Below are 17,087 nucleotides of genomic sequence, written 5' to 3' on the forward strand. Positions count from 1 at the left end.
GAAGCTGTATGATCATGGAACGTCTAGATCAGGTGAGCGAGCCGATTCGTTCGATTGAGGTTTACCGGTATGATGTGAACGTTCAGCGTAATTTCAGCCATGGGGCGTGGACCAATCGCATCCACGGCTTTATCCGGATCTCAGCGGGAAATCGGAGCGGCTGGGGAGAAAATATCATGGCTGTCAACCGTGTGGAGCTGGATTTGAACGAATGGCTAAGCCCCTTGCAGGATCTTATCGGGATGACAATCGGAGAAGCAGTTCGTACGGTTATGACTAGGCTTACGGAGCTGGGCTCTAAGCGGGCAGAGATGGTTGAAACAGCGCTGCTGGATCTAGCGGGCCAACTGCTCGGTCTGTCTGCCCTTGAGCTGTTGGGACTAGACGGCAAGGAGCCGGTTCCAGGGTTGTTCTGTATCCTGGAAAACGACCCTCAGAAGGTGCGCGAGCGGGCGCAGGAGTCATGGGACCAAGGATACCGCACTCATCTCAAGGTCAAGCTGTTCGGGGACACCGATTTGGATAAGACGATAGTCGAAGCGGCCCGTGGCATCATGGGGCCAGAGACGTTTATCGTCGGCGATGTGAATAATGGTTATAGGCGTAAGAAGAGCGAGGAAAGCCTTGAAGAAATTGCAGCTGCACTTCGCAGCTTGCAAGAGGCGGGCCTTAATGCTTGTGAAGACCCGGCTAACCTGACTGCACCGCAGTGGATTGAGCTGCAGAGCCAGGCTGGGGAGCTTGAGCTGCTGCCCGATGAGCCCCTGCGGCCGGCGATAGAAGCTGCTCGAACCGTGCTGCCGGGCATGGGCGGCATCTATAATATTCACCCAGGCTGCGCCGGCTCTCTCATTCATGCCGTAGAGCTGGCCCGCAAGATCCAGGGCTTCGGTGCTCGACTCATGATTGGTGACGACAGTCTGGTCGGCCCGGCTTGTACGGTCTGGCAGCAGCTCGCGATCGGGTTATCGGCCGATTGGGTCGAGTCGCTGGAGAAGCCGGGCGAGTCCGATGCATTCGAAGCCTGCGTTACGGCTCAGGCTACGTCGAGGACATCTGACGGCCGTGTTAGCTTGGGCGGCTGGTCGCCGGGCTTCGGCCTTATGCTGGACGAGAAGCAATTAAGGAATTGCAGCAGCGATTATGGTAAACTGGAGTCTACTTAACTTCTAATCTAAATTCCGGCCTGATACAACTAATTTTCAAACGGCTGAAGATTCAGATGGAGTCATGGAATTCTCGAATGTGCTGAGAGAGTTGGATGAGGAAATGAATCAAGCTGTGCATGTTGAAAGAGGTAAATACTCTTTTGGCGGAGATTAAGATAATAATGCGAGAAGAAAAGTAGAGGCTGCTGTTGTTAGCGGCCTCTTTACTTATGTAAATGCAGTTATCGTGGTGTACTTCCGGCATCCGATAAGAATTTTACAGGCCTATAGGGCCGGTTTCGCAAGGAAGTATTAACCAGGCAAGATAGTTAAAGACGAAATCACACTGCGTCAAAATAATCCGATTGTTATGCAAGATGCGCTCTTATATAGTTTTTAATAGATTGAGTGCTTATTCATATAACAAGGAGATGAAGTTAAATGGCCCAATTCAATATGCAGTCTTTTGCGCAGCCGGAAGCTGCTTACCGGATTCATCCGTTTTGGTTTTGGAATGGGGGAATGGAAGACGACCAAATTCGTTATCAGATTGATGAAATGGCGGACAAAGGCTTGGGGGGATTCTTCATCTGCGCGAGACAGGGGCTGGAGATCCCTTACTTATCCGATGCTTGGTTTCAAAAAGTCCGTGTAGCGGTCGAAGCCGCCGAGCGCCGGAATTTGCACGTATGGCTCTACGACGAGTACCCGTATCCAAGCGGTATCGCTGGCGGAGAGGTAACGCTTGAGCATCCGGAGGCAAAGCACTACACGCTGGAGCATCGGGCCGAGCGGGTACAGGGAGGTGAGCGCCTGTCCATCGAGCTGCCTTGGGCGCGTATTGTGTATGCGAAGGCCATTCCTGTCAATTCGGAGGGTGATAAGCTGTGGAGTGAGGCGGTAGATGTCCGTTCGTCTATCGGTAACTACCAGGCGGAGCCGATTTTTCAGAAAGCGGGCTTGACTGCCTATAACCAGAAGCGGTTCTTTACTTACCGCACTGTTCAGAAGATCGAATGGACGGCGCCGGCTGGTAATTGGGAAGTGTTGATCATGCAGGAAAAGGAAATTGAAGACTTTAAATATTACGGGACGTTCGTCGATCCGTGCAACTATGAAGCGATGGCAACCTTTATACGGTTGACCCATGATAAATATGCACAGCATTTGGGCGACTATTTCGGCGGTACGATCAAAGGGATGTTCACCGATGAGATCGGGCTGTTAGGCCGTATGCCATGGTCGCCGAAGCTGCCGCAGTTTTTCCTGGACAAAAATGGATATGACCTGCGTGATCATCTGCATGCGCTGCTGTATGAGGAAGCCGATCAGACTGCCCGTATTCGTTATGACTACTACCAGGCGATTCATGAGCTCTTGCTCGGCGCTTATCATAAGCAAGTACATGATTGGTGCGAGCATTACGGGCTGCAATACGTGACTGAGGTGCCGTCGGTCCGGCATACGACGCAGCGGTACAGCCATGTGCCGGGTGGAGATACCGCTCATGAGAAGCTGGGCCGTTCGCTGGAATGGATCTTGAATAACCATGCAGAAAGCTTCCGCAGCAGCGCCAAAATGGTCAGCTCGATCGCCCGCCAGTTCGGCCGGGAGCGGAATTTGATTGAATGCTTCCATAGTGTCGGCTGGTCGATGACGCTGCAGGATGCGAAATGGATGATCGACCGGATGGCAGCGCAAGGGACGAACTTTTTTAACTTCCATGCCTTTTTCTATACGCTCGATGCGTTGATGAAGCATGATGCGCCTCCGTCGCAATTTTTGCAAAATCCGTATTGGAAACACTTCAGACAGCTCGGCGACTATGTCGGCCGGATCAGCTACGTGATGAGCTGCGGACAAGCCGATATCCGGGTAGCGGTGCTTCAACCGACGACTTCGTTATGGGCGCATTTGGGCAATCCATTCCACCATTTCGATTACGGCGGTATTCAAGCCGATGAGAAGCACAGGCTCGGCGATTTAAAAGCATGGTGGACACGCATCTGCAACGAGCTGACGTACAGCGGCAGAGACTACGACCATCTGGATGCGGAGCTTCTGGCGGAAGCCACTGTGGAGAACGGCCTTATTACGCTTGGCCATGCAAGCTATTCGGTCCTTATCGCGCCTCCGATAACCAATCTGGAGAGCGGCGCCTGGGCGAAACTGGAAGCTTTCCTTGCGCAGGGCGGGACAGTGATCAGCATGGGACAACTGCCGTACCAGGCCATTGAATCGAACGGATGGGACACAGCGGCAGTGACGAGCGCATTCGGATTGCCGGAGTCCGGTGCTGAGAGGTTCTGGAACGGCGGCAGCGAACAACCGCTGGCATGGTCCAAAGGCGCAGCGAGCGCATATCATTTGCCGTTCGAGGCCTCGGCTGACGAAGCGGCTGTGCTGGGCAGCATGTCGGCGCTTCTGGAGGAGCTGCAGCCGCTGACGGTGAAGCTGGAGCCGACTCATGGCAGTCATGGCAGACGAAGCATCTTGATGCAGACGCGCCGGATCGACGCAGACAGCGTGCTAGTCTTCATAAGCAACCAAGAGGAAGAGACTCGCAGCTGGTCCTTACAGGTTTCGGCTGCGCTGTGGGGTGCAGAAGGAGCGGCTTCGGCCATGTTCACAGAGCTATCGTTGGACCGCGGCGATGAGACGCGGATAGAAGCGGAACATCATGGTGACCGCTGGAGCCTGCCCGTACTATTGGGCTCTTACGAATCCAAACTGTTTCGTATCACACGCGATGGAAAACCAACAGTGATTGTTGAGAGTAAGCCTTGGAATTTAACAGTCGATGCTTCGGAGACGACATTGTGGAAGATGCACACCGACGAGGATAATGCAGTCCGGCTGGATGCTTTCCGGATTGCCATTCAAGGTGTTAACGATTCGGGTTCGGAAGCTGACGGTATAGATGAGCCGGTCCAGGTTAAGACGTTCATTGATCAATGTGCGGATCTAGCTGCTTCGACGAAGCTGCCGGTGCAAATGAGCCAGTTATTCGGAACGCCCATGCGCATTCGTTTAGCTTATCCAATACAAGCCCGTTACACAACGACTATCGTTGTAGAACAGTCCTTAGATAAAGTGCATCTGGTGATGGATCAAGGAGCATTGTCCGGTGATGGCGCCATTGTCATTAACGGCCATCGACTGCTGAAATCAGAGCTCGTACGGAGCCGTTTGTACGATTACATGAACGTGGGCTGCGATATTACCCCTTACATTCAAACAGGCGTGAATGAAATCGCGGTAGAGGTAACCATCGAGCACGACTGGAACGGCCTTATCGATGCCCTGTACATCACAGGGGACTTCCAAACCGGCTTTGACGCCGAGCAGCGCCCGGTCTTAAAGCGCCAAGTAGTTCAAGAGCAGCCGTTGTCCGCGAGTCCGTTCCCAGGCTACCCGTACTTTGCCGGAACGATGTCATTCAGCCGCGAGCTTCAGCTTGACGCACTGCCTGCGGAGAACAGCTTCGAGCTTACGTTCGAAGGCTTGGATAGCGAATTCCATGACGTCGCCGAGGTGCTGGTGAACGGCATTTCTCTTGGTGCACGCACTTGGATGCCTTACCGCTTCCGCGGTCAAACGTCGATGCTTGCCGAAGGAACGAACCGTATCGAAGTTCGTGTGACCAACACGTTGATCGGTTTGCTGGAGGGCAAATATTTCGATTATGCGAAACATGAGTTGAAGCCGGTCCATACGGCACAACGTTCACTTAAGTCATAGAATAGGCAAATAAGGAGGTAAGATGTCGATGCAAAATCATCCGGACAACGTACGAAGCAAACCGAATATCATTTTTTTTATGACGGATCAGCAGCGCTGGGATTGTATAGGCAAATACAATCAGCATATTCATACGCCTAACATTGATAAGCTGACGACCCAGGGCATCACATACAGCCAGGCGGTATGTCAAGCGCCGATGTGCGTTCCAAGCCGTACCTCGATGATGTTCGGCTATTATCCTTCGCAGCTCGGCGTACGAACCAATCATGGCGGATTATACGATGAGGACAAGCTGCCAAGCGATCCGCTTCCTGAATTGATGCGCAAAGCGGGGTATCAGACCGCAGGCTTCGGAAAGACGCATTGGAATCACGGTGTGAAAAATCCGGTGCCGCCGACCCGCGGTTTCGAGGTTCGTGCCGTCGGTCTTTCCCGTGACAGCGGGCATTATGAGGATGGAGCCGTTATGATGGGAGATGCCGAGCCGGAGGGGCTCGCAGCTTACTACGAAGAGACGAAGCATTACGGTGGCGGTGAGGAGAATTCCAACGGCTATATCGGCTGTACGAGCCAAGTGCCGATGCATTGGCACCGAGACGGGTGGGTCGCGGAGCAATGTCTGAAGTTCCTGGATGAAGGGTTAGACGACGCGCGCCCGCTGTTCCTGTATCTGTCCTTCTTAAAGCCGCACGCCGGCTTCAATGTACCGAAGCAATTTGAGGATTTGTACGATATCAACGATATCCCGGATATCCCCCAACCGCCATGGGAGCTTGAGCATGGCACGCATCTGGAGGCGACGGACGCTGTAAACGAAAGCAGCCGGAACAATTATTGGCAAAAGCGGCATGTCTGGGAAGCGATGACACCGGAAGAACGCAAGCGGACTACGCTTCGTTACTGGGCGAATTGCTCTTGGCTCGACGATTACATAGGCCAGGCGCTGGAGAAGCTGGAGCGGCAAGGGCGGCTGGACAATGCTCTGATCGTCTTCGTCTCCGACCACGGCGAGATGCTGGGCGAACGACAGTACCGGTTCAGCAAGTACTGTTTGTACGAGAGCAGTGTGAGGGTGCCGATGATCTTGGCCGGCAGCTATTTGCCGCAAGCGGCGCACGGGTCGGTGGACGACCGTCCGGCTGAGCTGGTGGATCTCGTGCCGACTCTGACGAGGGTGGCAGGACTCCCGCGCAATCCGCAGCTGCCCGGTCTCGATTTGCTGGGTGAGAAGCAGCGACTCGGGACGTTCTGCGAATTTCACGGAAAAGGTTCAGGGCCGCAACATTCGGCTCCCGCTTTAATGTGGAGGAAGCAGGACTGGAAGCTGATATTGTATATGCCGGGAACATTGGGAGAGGCGATTGAACGAATCGGCGAGTTCCAAGGGGAGCTGTATAATCTGGCAGCGGACCCTAACGAATGGCACAATGTGTATCCCGATGAGAGCTACTCGGCGATCCGCGAACGAATGACCGGCGAGCTTCTAATGCATCTGGCCTGCGTCTGGTCTCGCGGCCCAGTCTTTTATGACAGGCACGGTCTGGCAGCGATGGAATAAGCAGGATGGCGTGCTGACAAGATAAGTGATGAAGGGTCCAAGCTGTATAAGCTTGGGCTCTTCTTTTTTTCGAAACCGATTGGAACGGGGTCTGCCAGGATGGCCGGGGAATATTGCATAGACCGTCTTGGCGGCCATTTTTCGGCGCTGTGACGCTGTTTCACGCCTTTGTACAAGATTGTCTCAATCGGCAAGATAGTCTCAGCTCCCTTTTCTGTCTGCGACAAATTTGCCTTGGTCCCGGGCAATATTGTTCGATTGTCAATGGCGCGATTTTAATTTAAGTTGTTATTCATCCGGGTCCGGTTGTTTAAGAAAAATTTCTAGAAAGGGGAATGGAGAGGATGGCATTAGTACAACCAAAGCAGGTGGCTCCCGGCGAATCCGTGAAAATCCGAACTAAACCTAAAAGAGGTATTGGAAGGGATCTAGTACGCGACAAATATTTGTACCTGCTGGCTTTGCCGGGAATATTGTTTTTTCTCATTTTCAAATTTGTCCCTATGTGGGGCGTCGTCATTTCATTTCAAAATTTTTCCCCGTTTGCCGGCATTACCGGCAGTGAGTGGGTGGGATTCGAGCACTTTGAACGGTTTTTCTCCAATCCGGACTTTATGCTGCTGTTCCGTAATACGATGGCGATCAATATGTTGAGCCTCGTACTCTTTTTTCCGCTGCCTATTGTTCTGTCATTGCTTCTGAATGAGCTGCGCAGCGTCGTGTACCAGAGGGTCATTCAATCCATCGTTTATATGCCCCACTTTTTGTCCTGGGTTATCATTTCCGGCTTGACCTTTCTACTGTTCGCTAAGGGCGAAGGCTTGGTCAACAAAATGCTGGAATTCTTGGGCTTTGCCCGAATTGACTTTTTAACGAATCAGGATACGTTCTGGATCATGCTTACGGTCCAATCCATCTGGAAGGAATGCGGTTGGGGAACGATTCTGTTCCTGGCTGCAATGGCCAGCATCGATCCGGGTGTGTATGAAGCTGCCAAGATCGACGGAGCGGGACGGCTTCGCCAAATGTGGAGCATTACCCTCCCGGCCATTCGCAACGTGATCGTGACACTGCTCATTTTGCGTCTTGGCCATATGCTCGATGTCGGTTTTGAACAAGTATTCCTGATGTACAATGGCGCCGTATCCCAAGTAGCCGAAGTATTCGATACTTACGTGTACCGGGTCGGCATTCAACAAGGGGAGTTCAGCTATAGCACCGCTGCCGGCTTGTTCAAATCGGTCGTAGGCTTGGCGCTGGTCGTGCTGGCGAATTGGATATCCAAAAAAATGGGCGAAGAAGGCGTGTATTAAAGCTTACGAAGATGGCATTGCTGCGCAATGCCCAAAGCAGACGCTTACGAAGATGGCATTGCTGCGCAATGCCCTTAGGAGGGAATCATATGAAGCTTGGACTGGGAAACCAGATGTTTAACGTATTTAACATCACATTGCTAGGGATGGTCGGCGTAGTGACCTTTTTCCCTTTGTACTACGTGTTTGTCGTTTCGTTTACGGATCCTACGGAATATTTAAAGGAAAGCTTCGTGCTGTTTCCGAAAATGTGGTCGCTCGAATCGTACAAATTTCTGATGGCGACGGGGGCTTTTCCGAGATCCATCGGTGTGAGCGCTTACGTGACGCTTGTGGGTACGACGCTTAGCTTGATCGTTACCGCCTCATTGGCGTATGCCTTATCCCGCAAAAGACTCCGCGGCAGACAAATTGCCCTGCTTGCGATTCTGATCACGATTTTGTTCAATCCGGGCATGATTCCAAACTACATGCTTATACGCGAGCTGAAGCTGATCGACAGCTTATGGTCGCTGATCTTACCGGCGCTTGCCAGCGGCTGGAACGTTATCTTGATGAAGGGCTTTTTTGACAGCATTCCTGCCGAGCTGGAGGAATCCGCTTCGATGGACGGGTGCAATGATTTGTCTACGTTTTTCCGGATTATATTGCCGCTGTCGCTTCCTTCGCTGGCCGCTTTCGGATTGTTTTACGCGGTTGCTTACTGGAACCAATTTTTTAACGCCCTGATTTACATTAACGATGCAAGCAAATGGCCGCTTCAAGTTATGCTGCAGAACATTTTACTGAATGCGAATAACGCGGATCTGCGGATGGATATATCCTCCGTACCTCCTCCTTCCGAAACGTTAAAAATGGCTGCGGTTATTGTAGCAACGGTTCCCATTTTGCTGGTTTATCCTTTCTTGCAAAAGCATTTTGCCAAAGGTGCCATGGTAGGCTCGGTCAAGGGATGACCCTTCGTCGAGAGAGGATTTCAGATCACGATGTCGAATCGTGTAAAAAATTGTTTTAGGAAGGTGAGCATCTTGACTGGAATCCTCAAAGCTTCGCTCGACTATATTCAGAATTACAAATATAACAAGCGCTTTTTTCGAAAGAGTCTTGCATTGATTTTGATTATGGCAAGCATTCCCGGATTTATTATCGGTCTCAGCATTTACTGGGTCGCGACGAACAATGTGGAGGCGGAGCTGCAGAGGCTTCACCAGAATCAGATCAAAAACCGCTCCGCCAATATCGACGACCAGCTGGCTTTTTTAGAGATGACGGTATCTCATTGGGCGTTTGATTCCAAATTCGACGATAAGCTGAAGACGATCAATTTCTCCTATAACTACGATACGGTGCAGGATATGTACCGGACCCTTCTGTCATTGGAAAGCGCGCATCCTTTTTTGCAGAAGGTGGAGCTTTTCCTGGACAAACCGCGTCCGCTCGTCTTTTCGACGGAGCGTTATCGATTTCTAAGCGATTTGACCGATATTGGAAGCTATGAAGCGATTCTCAAGCATGATAAGTCCATGTTTTGGTCCCATCCCAATCCCGAAGAGACGGGCAATCAAGGACTTTCGATTATCAATAAAATTCCTGGCGACAGTAGTGAGCCCTTCGGTGCTCTCATCGCCACGCTCAATCAGGAGAGCCTGCTGAAGGTGCTGAAGACCCTGACTCCTTATGATGAGGGTGTAACCATGCTGTTCAATGATAAGGATGGGTGGAATCTCTCAAGCAGCGGCTTGACGGGCTCCGAATTGGACGAGATGCTCAAACAAGCTTACGCGAAGCACCAAAAAGAGCTAGGAGAGGAATCGGTGAACGATGCGAAGCCGGAATCGTTTTTATTTGATTATAAGAAGGTAACGTATTCGGTTTCGTACGGGCATTTCAACCGTCTGGGCCAGACTTGGGTATATATTTCGGCAGCGCCTTTGTCATCCATTACCGCTCCGGTTGTATCCATATCTAAGTGGATCTTGATCATTAGTTTCACGGGGCTGCTCTTCGCTCTGCTGCTGTCGTGGTTCGTGTCCCGCCGGATCTATCATCCGGTACAGCGCCTTCTGACGCTGCTGTCCGGAGAAAAGAACGAAGAGGTGAGGGACGAATTTGCCTTGATCGAGAAGCATTGGCAGAATATGTCCCAGCAAACCGAGACGATGCGGCACAAGCTGGAGGAGCAGATGCCGCTCCTGCGTGAAGGATTTTTCCTGCAGCTGGCACAGGGGTACCTGATTTCACTGCAAGAGAACGATATGAAAGAGCGGATGAAGCGTTATGGCTGGGAAACGGAGAATCGTCAGTTTGTGGCGCTCATGGTTCAATTAACCGGTTTTGCGAACCTCAATGGAAGGTTCTCTCAAGGAGATGAAAGCCTCGTTACTTTTGCCGCATCCAACATTGTTGATGAGTTGATCAAGAACCATTACGAGCAAGCGGAAATCATGAATTTCCACAACTTTACGATCGGAGTGCTGCTGTCCTTTCCGTCATCGCATCCGCTTACATGGCTGGAAGAGGATTTGGAGCAGGTTTGCGAAGAGGTTATTCTAGCCGTCAACCGGATTTTGAAAATGCAGGTTACGATATCGGTAAGCAAATGGATTCACCATGTGAAGCAGATTCCACATTTGTTCGAGGACGTGAGGCAAGCATTGGCGTATCGAGACCTGTTGGATGAGAATCAGATCCTTAAGACAGAGCAGCTGTCCAAATTGAATGCGCTTAAGGAAAGCAGCTATCCGTTCACGTTGGATAAAGAAATCATTAATGCCATCCGCAACGGTCAGGAATCGGAGGCGGTCGAGTTGATCGGCCAGTTCATGGAGGAATTAGCCGCGAACGGCTCCACTGAATTCATGCTTCAGCAAGGGATGCTTCAGCTCTTAGGCAGTATCCGGTATGCTTCACTGCAGTCAGGAATGAATCCGGTGCAGCTGTTCGGCAGTGTGAACTTATTCGAGCAGCTTGCGCAGATTAAAGAGCCGGAGCAAATGCTTAAGTGGTTCCAGCACAAAGTGGTCGCCGTCTTCGTCCAAGAAATGATCAGCCGTCAGGATTACCACTTCAAGCAGATTATTGAGCAGGTCATTATCTATTTGCGCGAGCAGTATATGACTGCGTTATCGCTAGAGTCGTGCGCCGATTTATTCGGCACCAGTCCTTACACATTAAGCAGGGCGTTCAAGCAGATTACAGGGATTAACTTCATCGATTATTTGACGAACATCCGGATTAATAACGCGAAGACGCTTCTCATCGATACGGATATGAAAATCAACGAAGTGGCCGATGCGGTAGGCTACCAGCACAGTTATTTTAACCGGCTCTTCAAAAAGTACGAGGGTATTACACCGAGTCAATTCCGTGAGCTAAACCGCGCGGAATAAGGGTTTTCAGCCATGCGCATCGATGTCTTAGGCTGCAATATAGTCCAAAAACAGCCAAAACGGGTTACAAAAAAATACGATTGTCGATCAAGACGGAGTGTACTAATGTCTACCTTGTGCTCAGTCAGAGCGTTCGATACCAGGTTCGATACAAAGAATGTTCATAACCTAACAAGGGGAGGATCACGAATGAAAGTAAGAAAAAGCAAAAAAGCGGTCATGGGCTCTATGGTACTTATGCTGGCGCTCTCTAGCGTCGTTGCTGCATGCAGCAGCAAAATCAATGGAGGCAGCAGTGCGGCAGGCGGAAACGAAGGACCTCTTGAAGTAAGTATCATGACGATTTTGCTCACGCCTTCTCCGGCTGCAGATGATAACAAGATCAAGCAGGCCATTGAGAAAGCAACGAATTCCAAAATGAAAATTCAATGGGTGTCCGGTAACAACTATACGGATAAGCTGAACGTGACACTGGCATCCGGAGATATTCCGGATTTGATCACAATTAACGATCCGTTTACCTCCGTTTTTCGTAATGCCGTAACCCAAGGCGCTTTCTGGGACTTGACTCCGTTCATTAAAGATTATCCGAACCTGAACTCCAAGATTTCCAAGACGGCTTGGGATCTGACCAAAATGCAGGACGGCAAGAACTATGGCATTCCGCGTCCGCGCCCGGCTGAAGCCGATTCCTTCTTCATTATTCGCAAGGACTGGCTGGACAACGTGGGTATGAAGGTTCCAACTACAACCGACGAACTGTACGAAGTCATGAAAGCCTTTGCGGAGAAAGATCCGGATAAAAACGGCAAGAACGACACCATTCCATTAGCCGCCTATATGTCGCCGCCAGCCGATATGGGTACTCTAGCCATGATTGAGAACAGCTTTACCGGTGCAAATGTGAAGAACGATAAATGGAAGCTGGTCGACGGGAAGATCGTCAACACGGCGCTGCTGCCGGAAACGCGCAAGTCCATTGAATATTTGGCAAAAATGTACAAAGATAAGCTGCTTCCGGAGGACTTCGCATCCTTGAAGCTGTCGCAGGCGTCCGATCTATTCAACGGCGGTAAAGCCGGTATCCTTATGGACAAAGCGGGTACGATGAACGACCATTACGAGCAGATGAAAAAGATCGATCCGAACATGAAGCCGACGGACTTCTATCCACTGACCAATATGAATGGATATAACCCTAAGGGGCCTGGCTTCTCGGGAATGATCTCCATTCCAAAATCCGTACCAGAAGCCAAAATGAAACGGATCCTGAAAATGGTAGATACTTGGATGAACGATGATGTATTCGCTATCCAGCAATACGGGATCGAAGGTGTGGATCACACCGTCAAGGACGGGCAAAAAATTATCAACACGGAGCAGCTGGCCAAAGATAACGGCCCTGATTTTAACCAAATTGTTTATGTAGCGGATCCTTATGCGAGCTCCACTAAGGTATACTTCCCGAAAGAAGCGAACGACCTATACATGAAAATTCAAGACGAGCGTGCTAAAACAAGCGTAGCCGATATCAGTATCGGACTGTACTCGCCGACTGTACAAAAGCTGCTGCCTGAGTTTGAGAAAAAAGTACAAGATTTGAAAACCAAAATCATCCTGGGCCGCGAGCCGATCACCGCATGGGACGATTTTGTTGCCAAAGCGAAGACAGACGCAGAATTGGCGAAAATGAGCCAGGAAATGACGGATGCGTATCAAAAACGCAGCGGAGGCACAGCCAAATAATCGGTAGGTACCGCTCATCGCTTTCCGGCACAAATACGTTTGTGAATGGACGATTCCGATCCATTCTCTCAAGTCATATAGAGCATTAAAAGCCGCGTAAATCGCGGCTTTTGTGTTTTTTATAGGGGCATTACGGTGCTATCCGAAGAGGCGGCAATACGTTAGACCGTCGACTCAAAATGGACTGTTTAAAATTAAAGATATTGGAGGGTGGCAATGAAGTTTTACAGATCTATAATTTTATTGATCGAAGGTTCAGTAAGAAAATTCGTTCTATTTTCTAATACTAATAAAATCTCGAAAAGGGGAAATAAGAATGGAAAATCGAAATGGAAACCGTTATGAGCAAAGCTTAGATGGTCTTGTTCCATTAATTATATTGTTATTTTTATCCATCGTATCGCCTTTTATTTACTTCCTAATTAACTTTATTCTTGGAAATACAGTAACTTCTTATTTTTAATTAACGTTGGGTATGAAAGTGCCTATGATTTGTAAAAAGAGAACCGAATCAATGTGTATCTGGAGCGGAAGCAGAGGGAACTCTGCTTTTTTTTATGGAATTTTTGTTACTATTTTTGGTGTATCATAGGGATTTTAGCACATGACTCTACACGCTTCGCAAGAAAGCAAGTCGTTGTTCTTGCTGCTGGTTGAACGCTCCAGTACCTCAAACGACAAAATATGCCTTATAATAGACAGGCATACGTAAGCGCTCGCAATTGCTGCGCGCGAGGGAAAGGGGAAGAAAGCGGCATGTTTTATTCCTTAAAAAACCGGCTTATCGCCTTTTTTGTCATCCTGTTGGTCATATCCTTCGGAACCATGTTCTATTTGTTGTTTCAAGAGTCCCGTTCCATTATCCGTTCTTATATCGAGTCTTCCGCATTGGAAAAAATGGACGAATACGGCTCCTTCGTGCAGATGGCACTATCGCAAATGTACGATCTGTCGTCGGTCGTGTTCAACAGCGATACGACGAAGAAATGGGATAATGCTCTGTCCGATCCCCTTCTGCCGGAAGGTGAGAAAATGCTGGCGAATCTGAATATGAGCCAGTTTTTGACGCAGACAACGAACAATTACTCGATCGCTTCGTCGGTAACGATCTATCGCAAGGATGGCTCCCGAATCGGGGACGGCAACGAAGTGTCGGTAGACCACGCCTTCCAAGACGAGGAATGGTACCAAAGCTTCGCGGAACGCGGCAACCATTGGGATTCGGCGCACGCCGACCCCATCGAGACCAGGCGTGCTAGACCCTATCAGGTCGTCAGTCTGATGCTGCCTATTGGTACGTTCGAGCCCAGCTTATCCAAAAGTGTCATGAAGGTCAATGTAAGCTCGGATTTTTTTCTTGAGCCGCTGAACCGGATCCATCTGGGAGAGAACGGCACCATCTTTTTGCTGGATCAGGATGACCGGCCGATACTGGCCCAAACGGAGGAATTCGATAGATACCCTGATTTGGCCCGGAATATGACATTAGCTCGATCCGCGGCTGAGCAGAAAGGCGTCATGTATTTGGAGAACGAGCGCGGGACAACCGATATTTTGGTCTATAAGAAGCTGCAGCTCAATAACTGGATTCTCGTCGGACTCGTGCCGGAGCAGGATTTATTCGTCAAGCTGATCAAGCTTCGCGACTTCAGTATGCTGGTCGCCACGCTGCTCTTGATCTTGGCTATTGTGGGGGCAACATGGATCTCCTACGGGATCACGAAACCGCTGTCACGCTTGGCCTCGGCCATGCGTCACGTGCAGAAGGGAGATTTCGCCGCTGCAGAAAGCCGCATACCGAAGGAGCGTAACGTTATAGGCAGCGAGGTCGAGTTCGTTACCTCCACGTTTCGAACGATGGTTCGCCAGCTCCGGCAGCATATTAAAGTGGAATTTGAGCTCAAGCTGCTGCGTCAGCAAGCGGAGTACAAGGCGCTTCTAATGCAGATTAACCCGCATTTTCTATTCAATACGCTGGAGCTGATGAGCAGTCTGGCGATACAGAGGCGCACCGAGGATACGGTGACGGTCATAACGGCTCTCGGCAGGATGCTGCGTTTCTCGCTCCGAATCAGCGACGATCTGGTTCCGCTCGCGGAGGAGCTTAAATATTTACGCCATTACGAGGCGATTCTTCGCATCCGATTCGGCGACCGGCTGCATTTGACCATAGAGGAGCAAGGGGATACCGGGCAGAGAGAGATCGTTAAGTTTATTTTGCAGCCATTGGTGGAAAATGCTGTGAAGTACAGCCTGCAGGGCTCACAAACGGCACAGGTGAAGATCCAGGTGGCTAACGAAACAGGCAGAGTCCGGCTGAGCGTGGCCGATAACGGTCCAGGTATGGCCGAGGAGCAGCTGGAGCGGCTTCAGGCCGAGACGGCGGCTATTCCGATCGATCAGATTTTGCAAAGCAAATCGCAGCAGATCGGGCTGCGCAACGTTTTGGCGAGATGTCAGCTGTACTATGGGTCCAGCTTTACGTTTGCGATTCGGTCGACAGCAGGCGAGGGAACGGTAATCGAGCTTTATTTGCCTACGACAGAGGGAGGGAAACTGGAATGAAGCGTGTATTGATTGTTGATGATGAACCGGAAATCCGCATCGGTCTTCGGCTGAAGGTCGATTGGAGTAGCTTGGACTTGGTCGTGATCGGTGAAGCGTCCAATGGGGAGGAGGCTTTGGAACGGCTGGCAGCGGAGCCTGTCGATATCGTCATAACCGACATGAATATGCCGGGGATGAACGGCGTATCGCTGCTCGATGCTTGTCATGCGGAATACCCGAGTCTCCGGCTGCTCGTCATTACCGGATATGAGGATTTTCAATACGCGAAGGCGGCCATACGCAATCAGGTCAAGGATTATTTGCTGAAGCCGGTCGCCCAGGACGAGCTGACGGAAGCGCTTCGCAAGCTATCGCAGCAAATTGACGATGAACGCCGGATGCACGACCAGCAGGCCAAAGACCAGTGGAGGCTCTCGCAATATTACAAAGAAATGAAGGAGCATTTCCTGATGCATATGGTCAAAGGGGAGCTGGAGCTCGGTATGCATGAACGGGCCAAAGTGTTCGAGCTGGAGTCATGGAACGGACTCACCGTCCGCTTCATCACGGCGGGCTTGAGAGAGCGCAGCTTTACAGGACCGGCGCAGCGTACCCCCGATAAGCTGAGGCTGCCGTTCGAGCTCATGTGCAAGGAGTTCGCAGCACAGCATCCTTCTATGCCTCAAGTATTCCGGGATCTGATGTATCCCGGTTTGATTCACTTTGTCGTACCTGTCACAGACCAGGATTCGGAAATATCGTCGTTCGTATCCGAGCTGGGCGAGTGTGTGGAACGGATGCTTTTCATCGAGCCTGCCTTGGGCGTGGGGCAGCCGGTGTTCGGCTTTCGGCAGTGGAAGGAAGGCTACTTGTCCGCCTTGCTTGCCTGGAATTTATCCGAGCCCGGAGAAAGCAGGTCTCATACGGCGGTTCCGGAGAGTTCTGCCGCCAAGTCCGTGCTCACGGAGGATAAAGCCATGCGCATGCAGCGGTACTTGCAGCGCGGCGAAATGGAGCAGTTCGAGCAGACCGTTCATCAGGAGCTGAACGATGCGTTTTATATATCGCAGGCGCGATTTGTGAAAATGATATTTCAGCTTTATTTGCTGCTGGAGTCCGAGGCGCATACGGCCGGCGTCGCCCAGGAGAGCGGCGGGCAGTTGTGGCTTCGCCCCGATTTGGTGCTTGAGCTGAACAATGTAGAGAAGGCTCACCGGTTTTTGTGCGGGCTGGCCCAGACGATTCGCAAGACCGCCAAGGATGGGGCGGAGCAGACCGAGTCGTCCGTGATTCATGCGGCGCAGCAGTACATCCGGCAAAACTACATGTGCGATCTGAACTTGACCATGCTCGCAGAGAAGTTCAACTATAATGCGTCGTATTTTTCCGAGCTGTTTAAGGCCAAGGTCGGTAAAACGTTTATTCAATATTTAACGGAGGTCCGGATGACCGAGGCGGTGACGCTTCTGGAGCAAACGACACTGGGCCTCTGGGATATCGCGGAGCTGACCGGATTTTCCAACGCGAGCTATTTCAGCTCCAAGTTCAAGCGGATGTATGGGATCGCTCCGTCGGACTTCCGGCAGCGTCCACCCGAAAAATTTATAAGCAAACACCCGAAGAAATAAAATTCATAGCGGAG

General features: G+C 50.8%; 9 protein-coding genes. All 9 read left to right on the forward strand.

Going from position 1 to position 17,087, the window contains the following annotated elements; genetic code table 11:
* The first annotated feature begins 8 nt into the window (after positions 1 to 8).
* The 9 genes from ACFQ88_RS11740 to ACFQ88_RS11780 all read left to right on the forward strand — a co-directional run bounded on the left by ACFQ88_RS11740 (position 9) and on the right by ACFQ88_RS11780 (position 17,073).
* Entirely contained in the window at positions 9 to 1,166 is a 1,158-nt protein-coding gene (locus ACFQ88_RS11740; protein ID WP_379454237.1) for an enolase C-terminal domain-like protein, read from the forward strand.
* A 423-nt stretch (positions 1,167 to 1,589) separates the two neighbouring features.
* Positions 1,590 to 4,889 (forward strand): glycosyl hydrolase, encoded by a 3,300-nt coding sequence (locus ACFQ88_RS11745; protein WP_379454238.1) that lies wholly within the window; start codon positions 1,590 to 1,592, stop codon positions 4,887 to 4,889.
* A 28-nt stretch (positions 4,890 to 4,917) separates the two neighbouring features.
* Complete coding sequence (locus ACFQ88_RS11750; protein WP_379454239.1) at positions 4,918 to 6,450, forward strand: sulfatase family protein; 1,533 nt, start codon at positions 4,918 to 4,920, stop codon at positions 6,448 to 6,450.
* 344 nt (positions 6,451 to 6,794) lie between these two features.
* Positions 6,795 to 7,763 carry an ABC transporter permease gene (locus ACFQ88_RS11755; protein WP_379454240.1) on the forward strand — a complete coding sequence of 323 codons (969 nt, stop codon included), beginning with the start codon at positions 6,795 to 6,797 and terminating at the stop codon, positions 7,761 to 7,763.
* Between the two features lie 89 nt (positions 7,764 to 7,852).
* Entirely contained in the window at positions 7,853 to 8,719 is an 867-nt protein-coding gene (locus ACFQ88_RS11760; RefSeq protein WP_379454241.1) for a carbohydrate ABC transporter permease, read from the forward strand.
* 72 nt (positions 8,720 to 8,791) lie between these two features.
* Positions 8,792 to 11,152, forward strand: coding sequence for a helix-turn-helix domain-containing protein (locus ACFQ88_RS11765; RefSeq protein WP_379454242.1), 2,361 nt, complete (start codon positions 8,792 to 8,794; stop codon positions 11,150 to 11,152).
* Between the two features lie 189 nt (positions 11,153 to 11,341).
* A complete protein-coding gene (locus ACFQ88_RS11770) occupies positions 11,342 to 12,898 on the forward strand; it encodes an extracellular solute-binding protein (protein ID WP_379454243.1) in 1,557 nt (518 codons plus the stop codon).
* A 756-nt stretch (positions 12,899 to 13,654) separates the two neighbouring features.
* On the forward strand, positions 13,655 to 15,463 hold the full coding sequence (locus ACFQ88_RS11775; protein ID WP_379454244.1) for a sensor histidine kinase: 1,809 nt from the start codon (positions 13,655 to 13,657) through the stop codon (positions 15,461 to 15,463).
* Positions 15,460 to 17,073 carry a response regulator transcription factor gene (locus ACFQ88_RS11780; protein WP_379454245.1) on the forward strand — a complete coding sequence of 538 codons (1,614 nt, stop codon included), beginning with the start codon at positions 15,460 to 15,462 and terminating at the stop codon, positions 17,071 to 17,073. The genes ACFQ88_RS11775 and ACFQ88_RS11780 overlap by 4 nt, the downstream gene beginning before the upstream one ends.
* Positions 17,074 to 17,087: the final 14 nt, after the last annotated feature.

Origin of the sequence: Paenibacillus sp. NPDC056579 (genome assembly GCF_042793215.1) — a bacterium.
GTDB lineage: Bacteria > Bacillota > Bacilli > Paenibacillales > NBRC-103111 > Paenibacillus_S.

Excerpts from the sequence above, each read along its gene's own strand:
- ACFQ88_RS11740 (WP_379454237.1), top strand. The coding sequence starts at position 9 with ATGATCATGGAACGTCTAGATCAGGTGAGCGAGCCGATTCGTTCGATT.
- ACFQ88_RS11745 (WP_379454238.1), top strand. The coding sequence starts at position 1,590 with ATGGCCCAATTCAATATGCAGTCTTTTGCGCAGCCGGAAGCTGCTTAC.
- ACFQ88_RS11750 (WP_379454239.1), top strand. The coding sequence starts at position 4,918 with ATGCAAAATCATCCGGACAACGTACGAAGCAAACCGAATATCATTTTT.
- ACFQ88_RS11755 (WP_379454240.1), top strand. The coding sequence starts at position 6,795 with ATGGCATTAGTACAACCAAAGCAGGTGGCTCCCGGCGAATCCGTGAAA.
- ACFQ88_RS11760 (WP_379454241.1), top strand. The coding sequence starts at position 7,853 with ATGAAGCTTGGACTGGGAAACCAGATGTTTAACGTATTTAACATCACA.
- ACFQ88_RS11770 (WP_379454243.1), top strand. The coding sequence starts at position 11,342 with ATGAAAGTAAGAAAAAGCAAAAAAGCGGTCATGGGCTCTATGGTACTT.
- ACFQ88_RS11775 (WP_379454244.1), top strand. The coding sequence starts at position 13,655 with ATGTTTTATTCCTTAAAAAACCGGCTTATCGCCTTTTTTGTCATCCTG.
- ACFQ88_RS11780 (WP_379454245.1), top strand. The coding sequence starts at position 15,460 with ATGAAGCGTGTATTGATTGTTGATGATGAACCGGAAATCCGCATCGGT.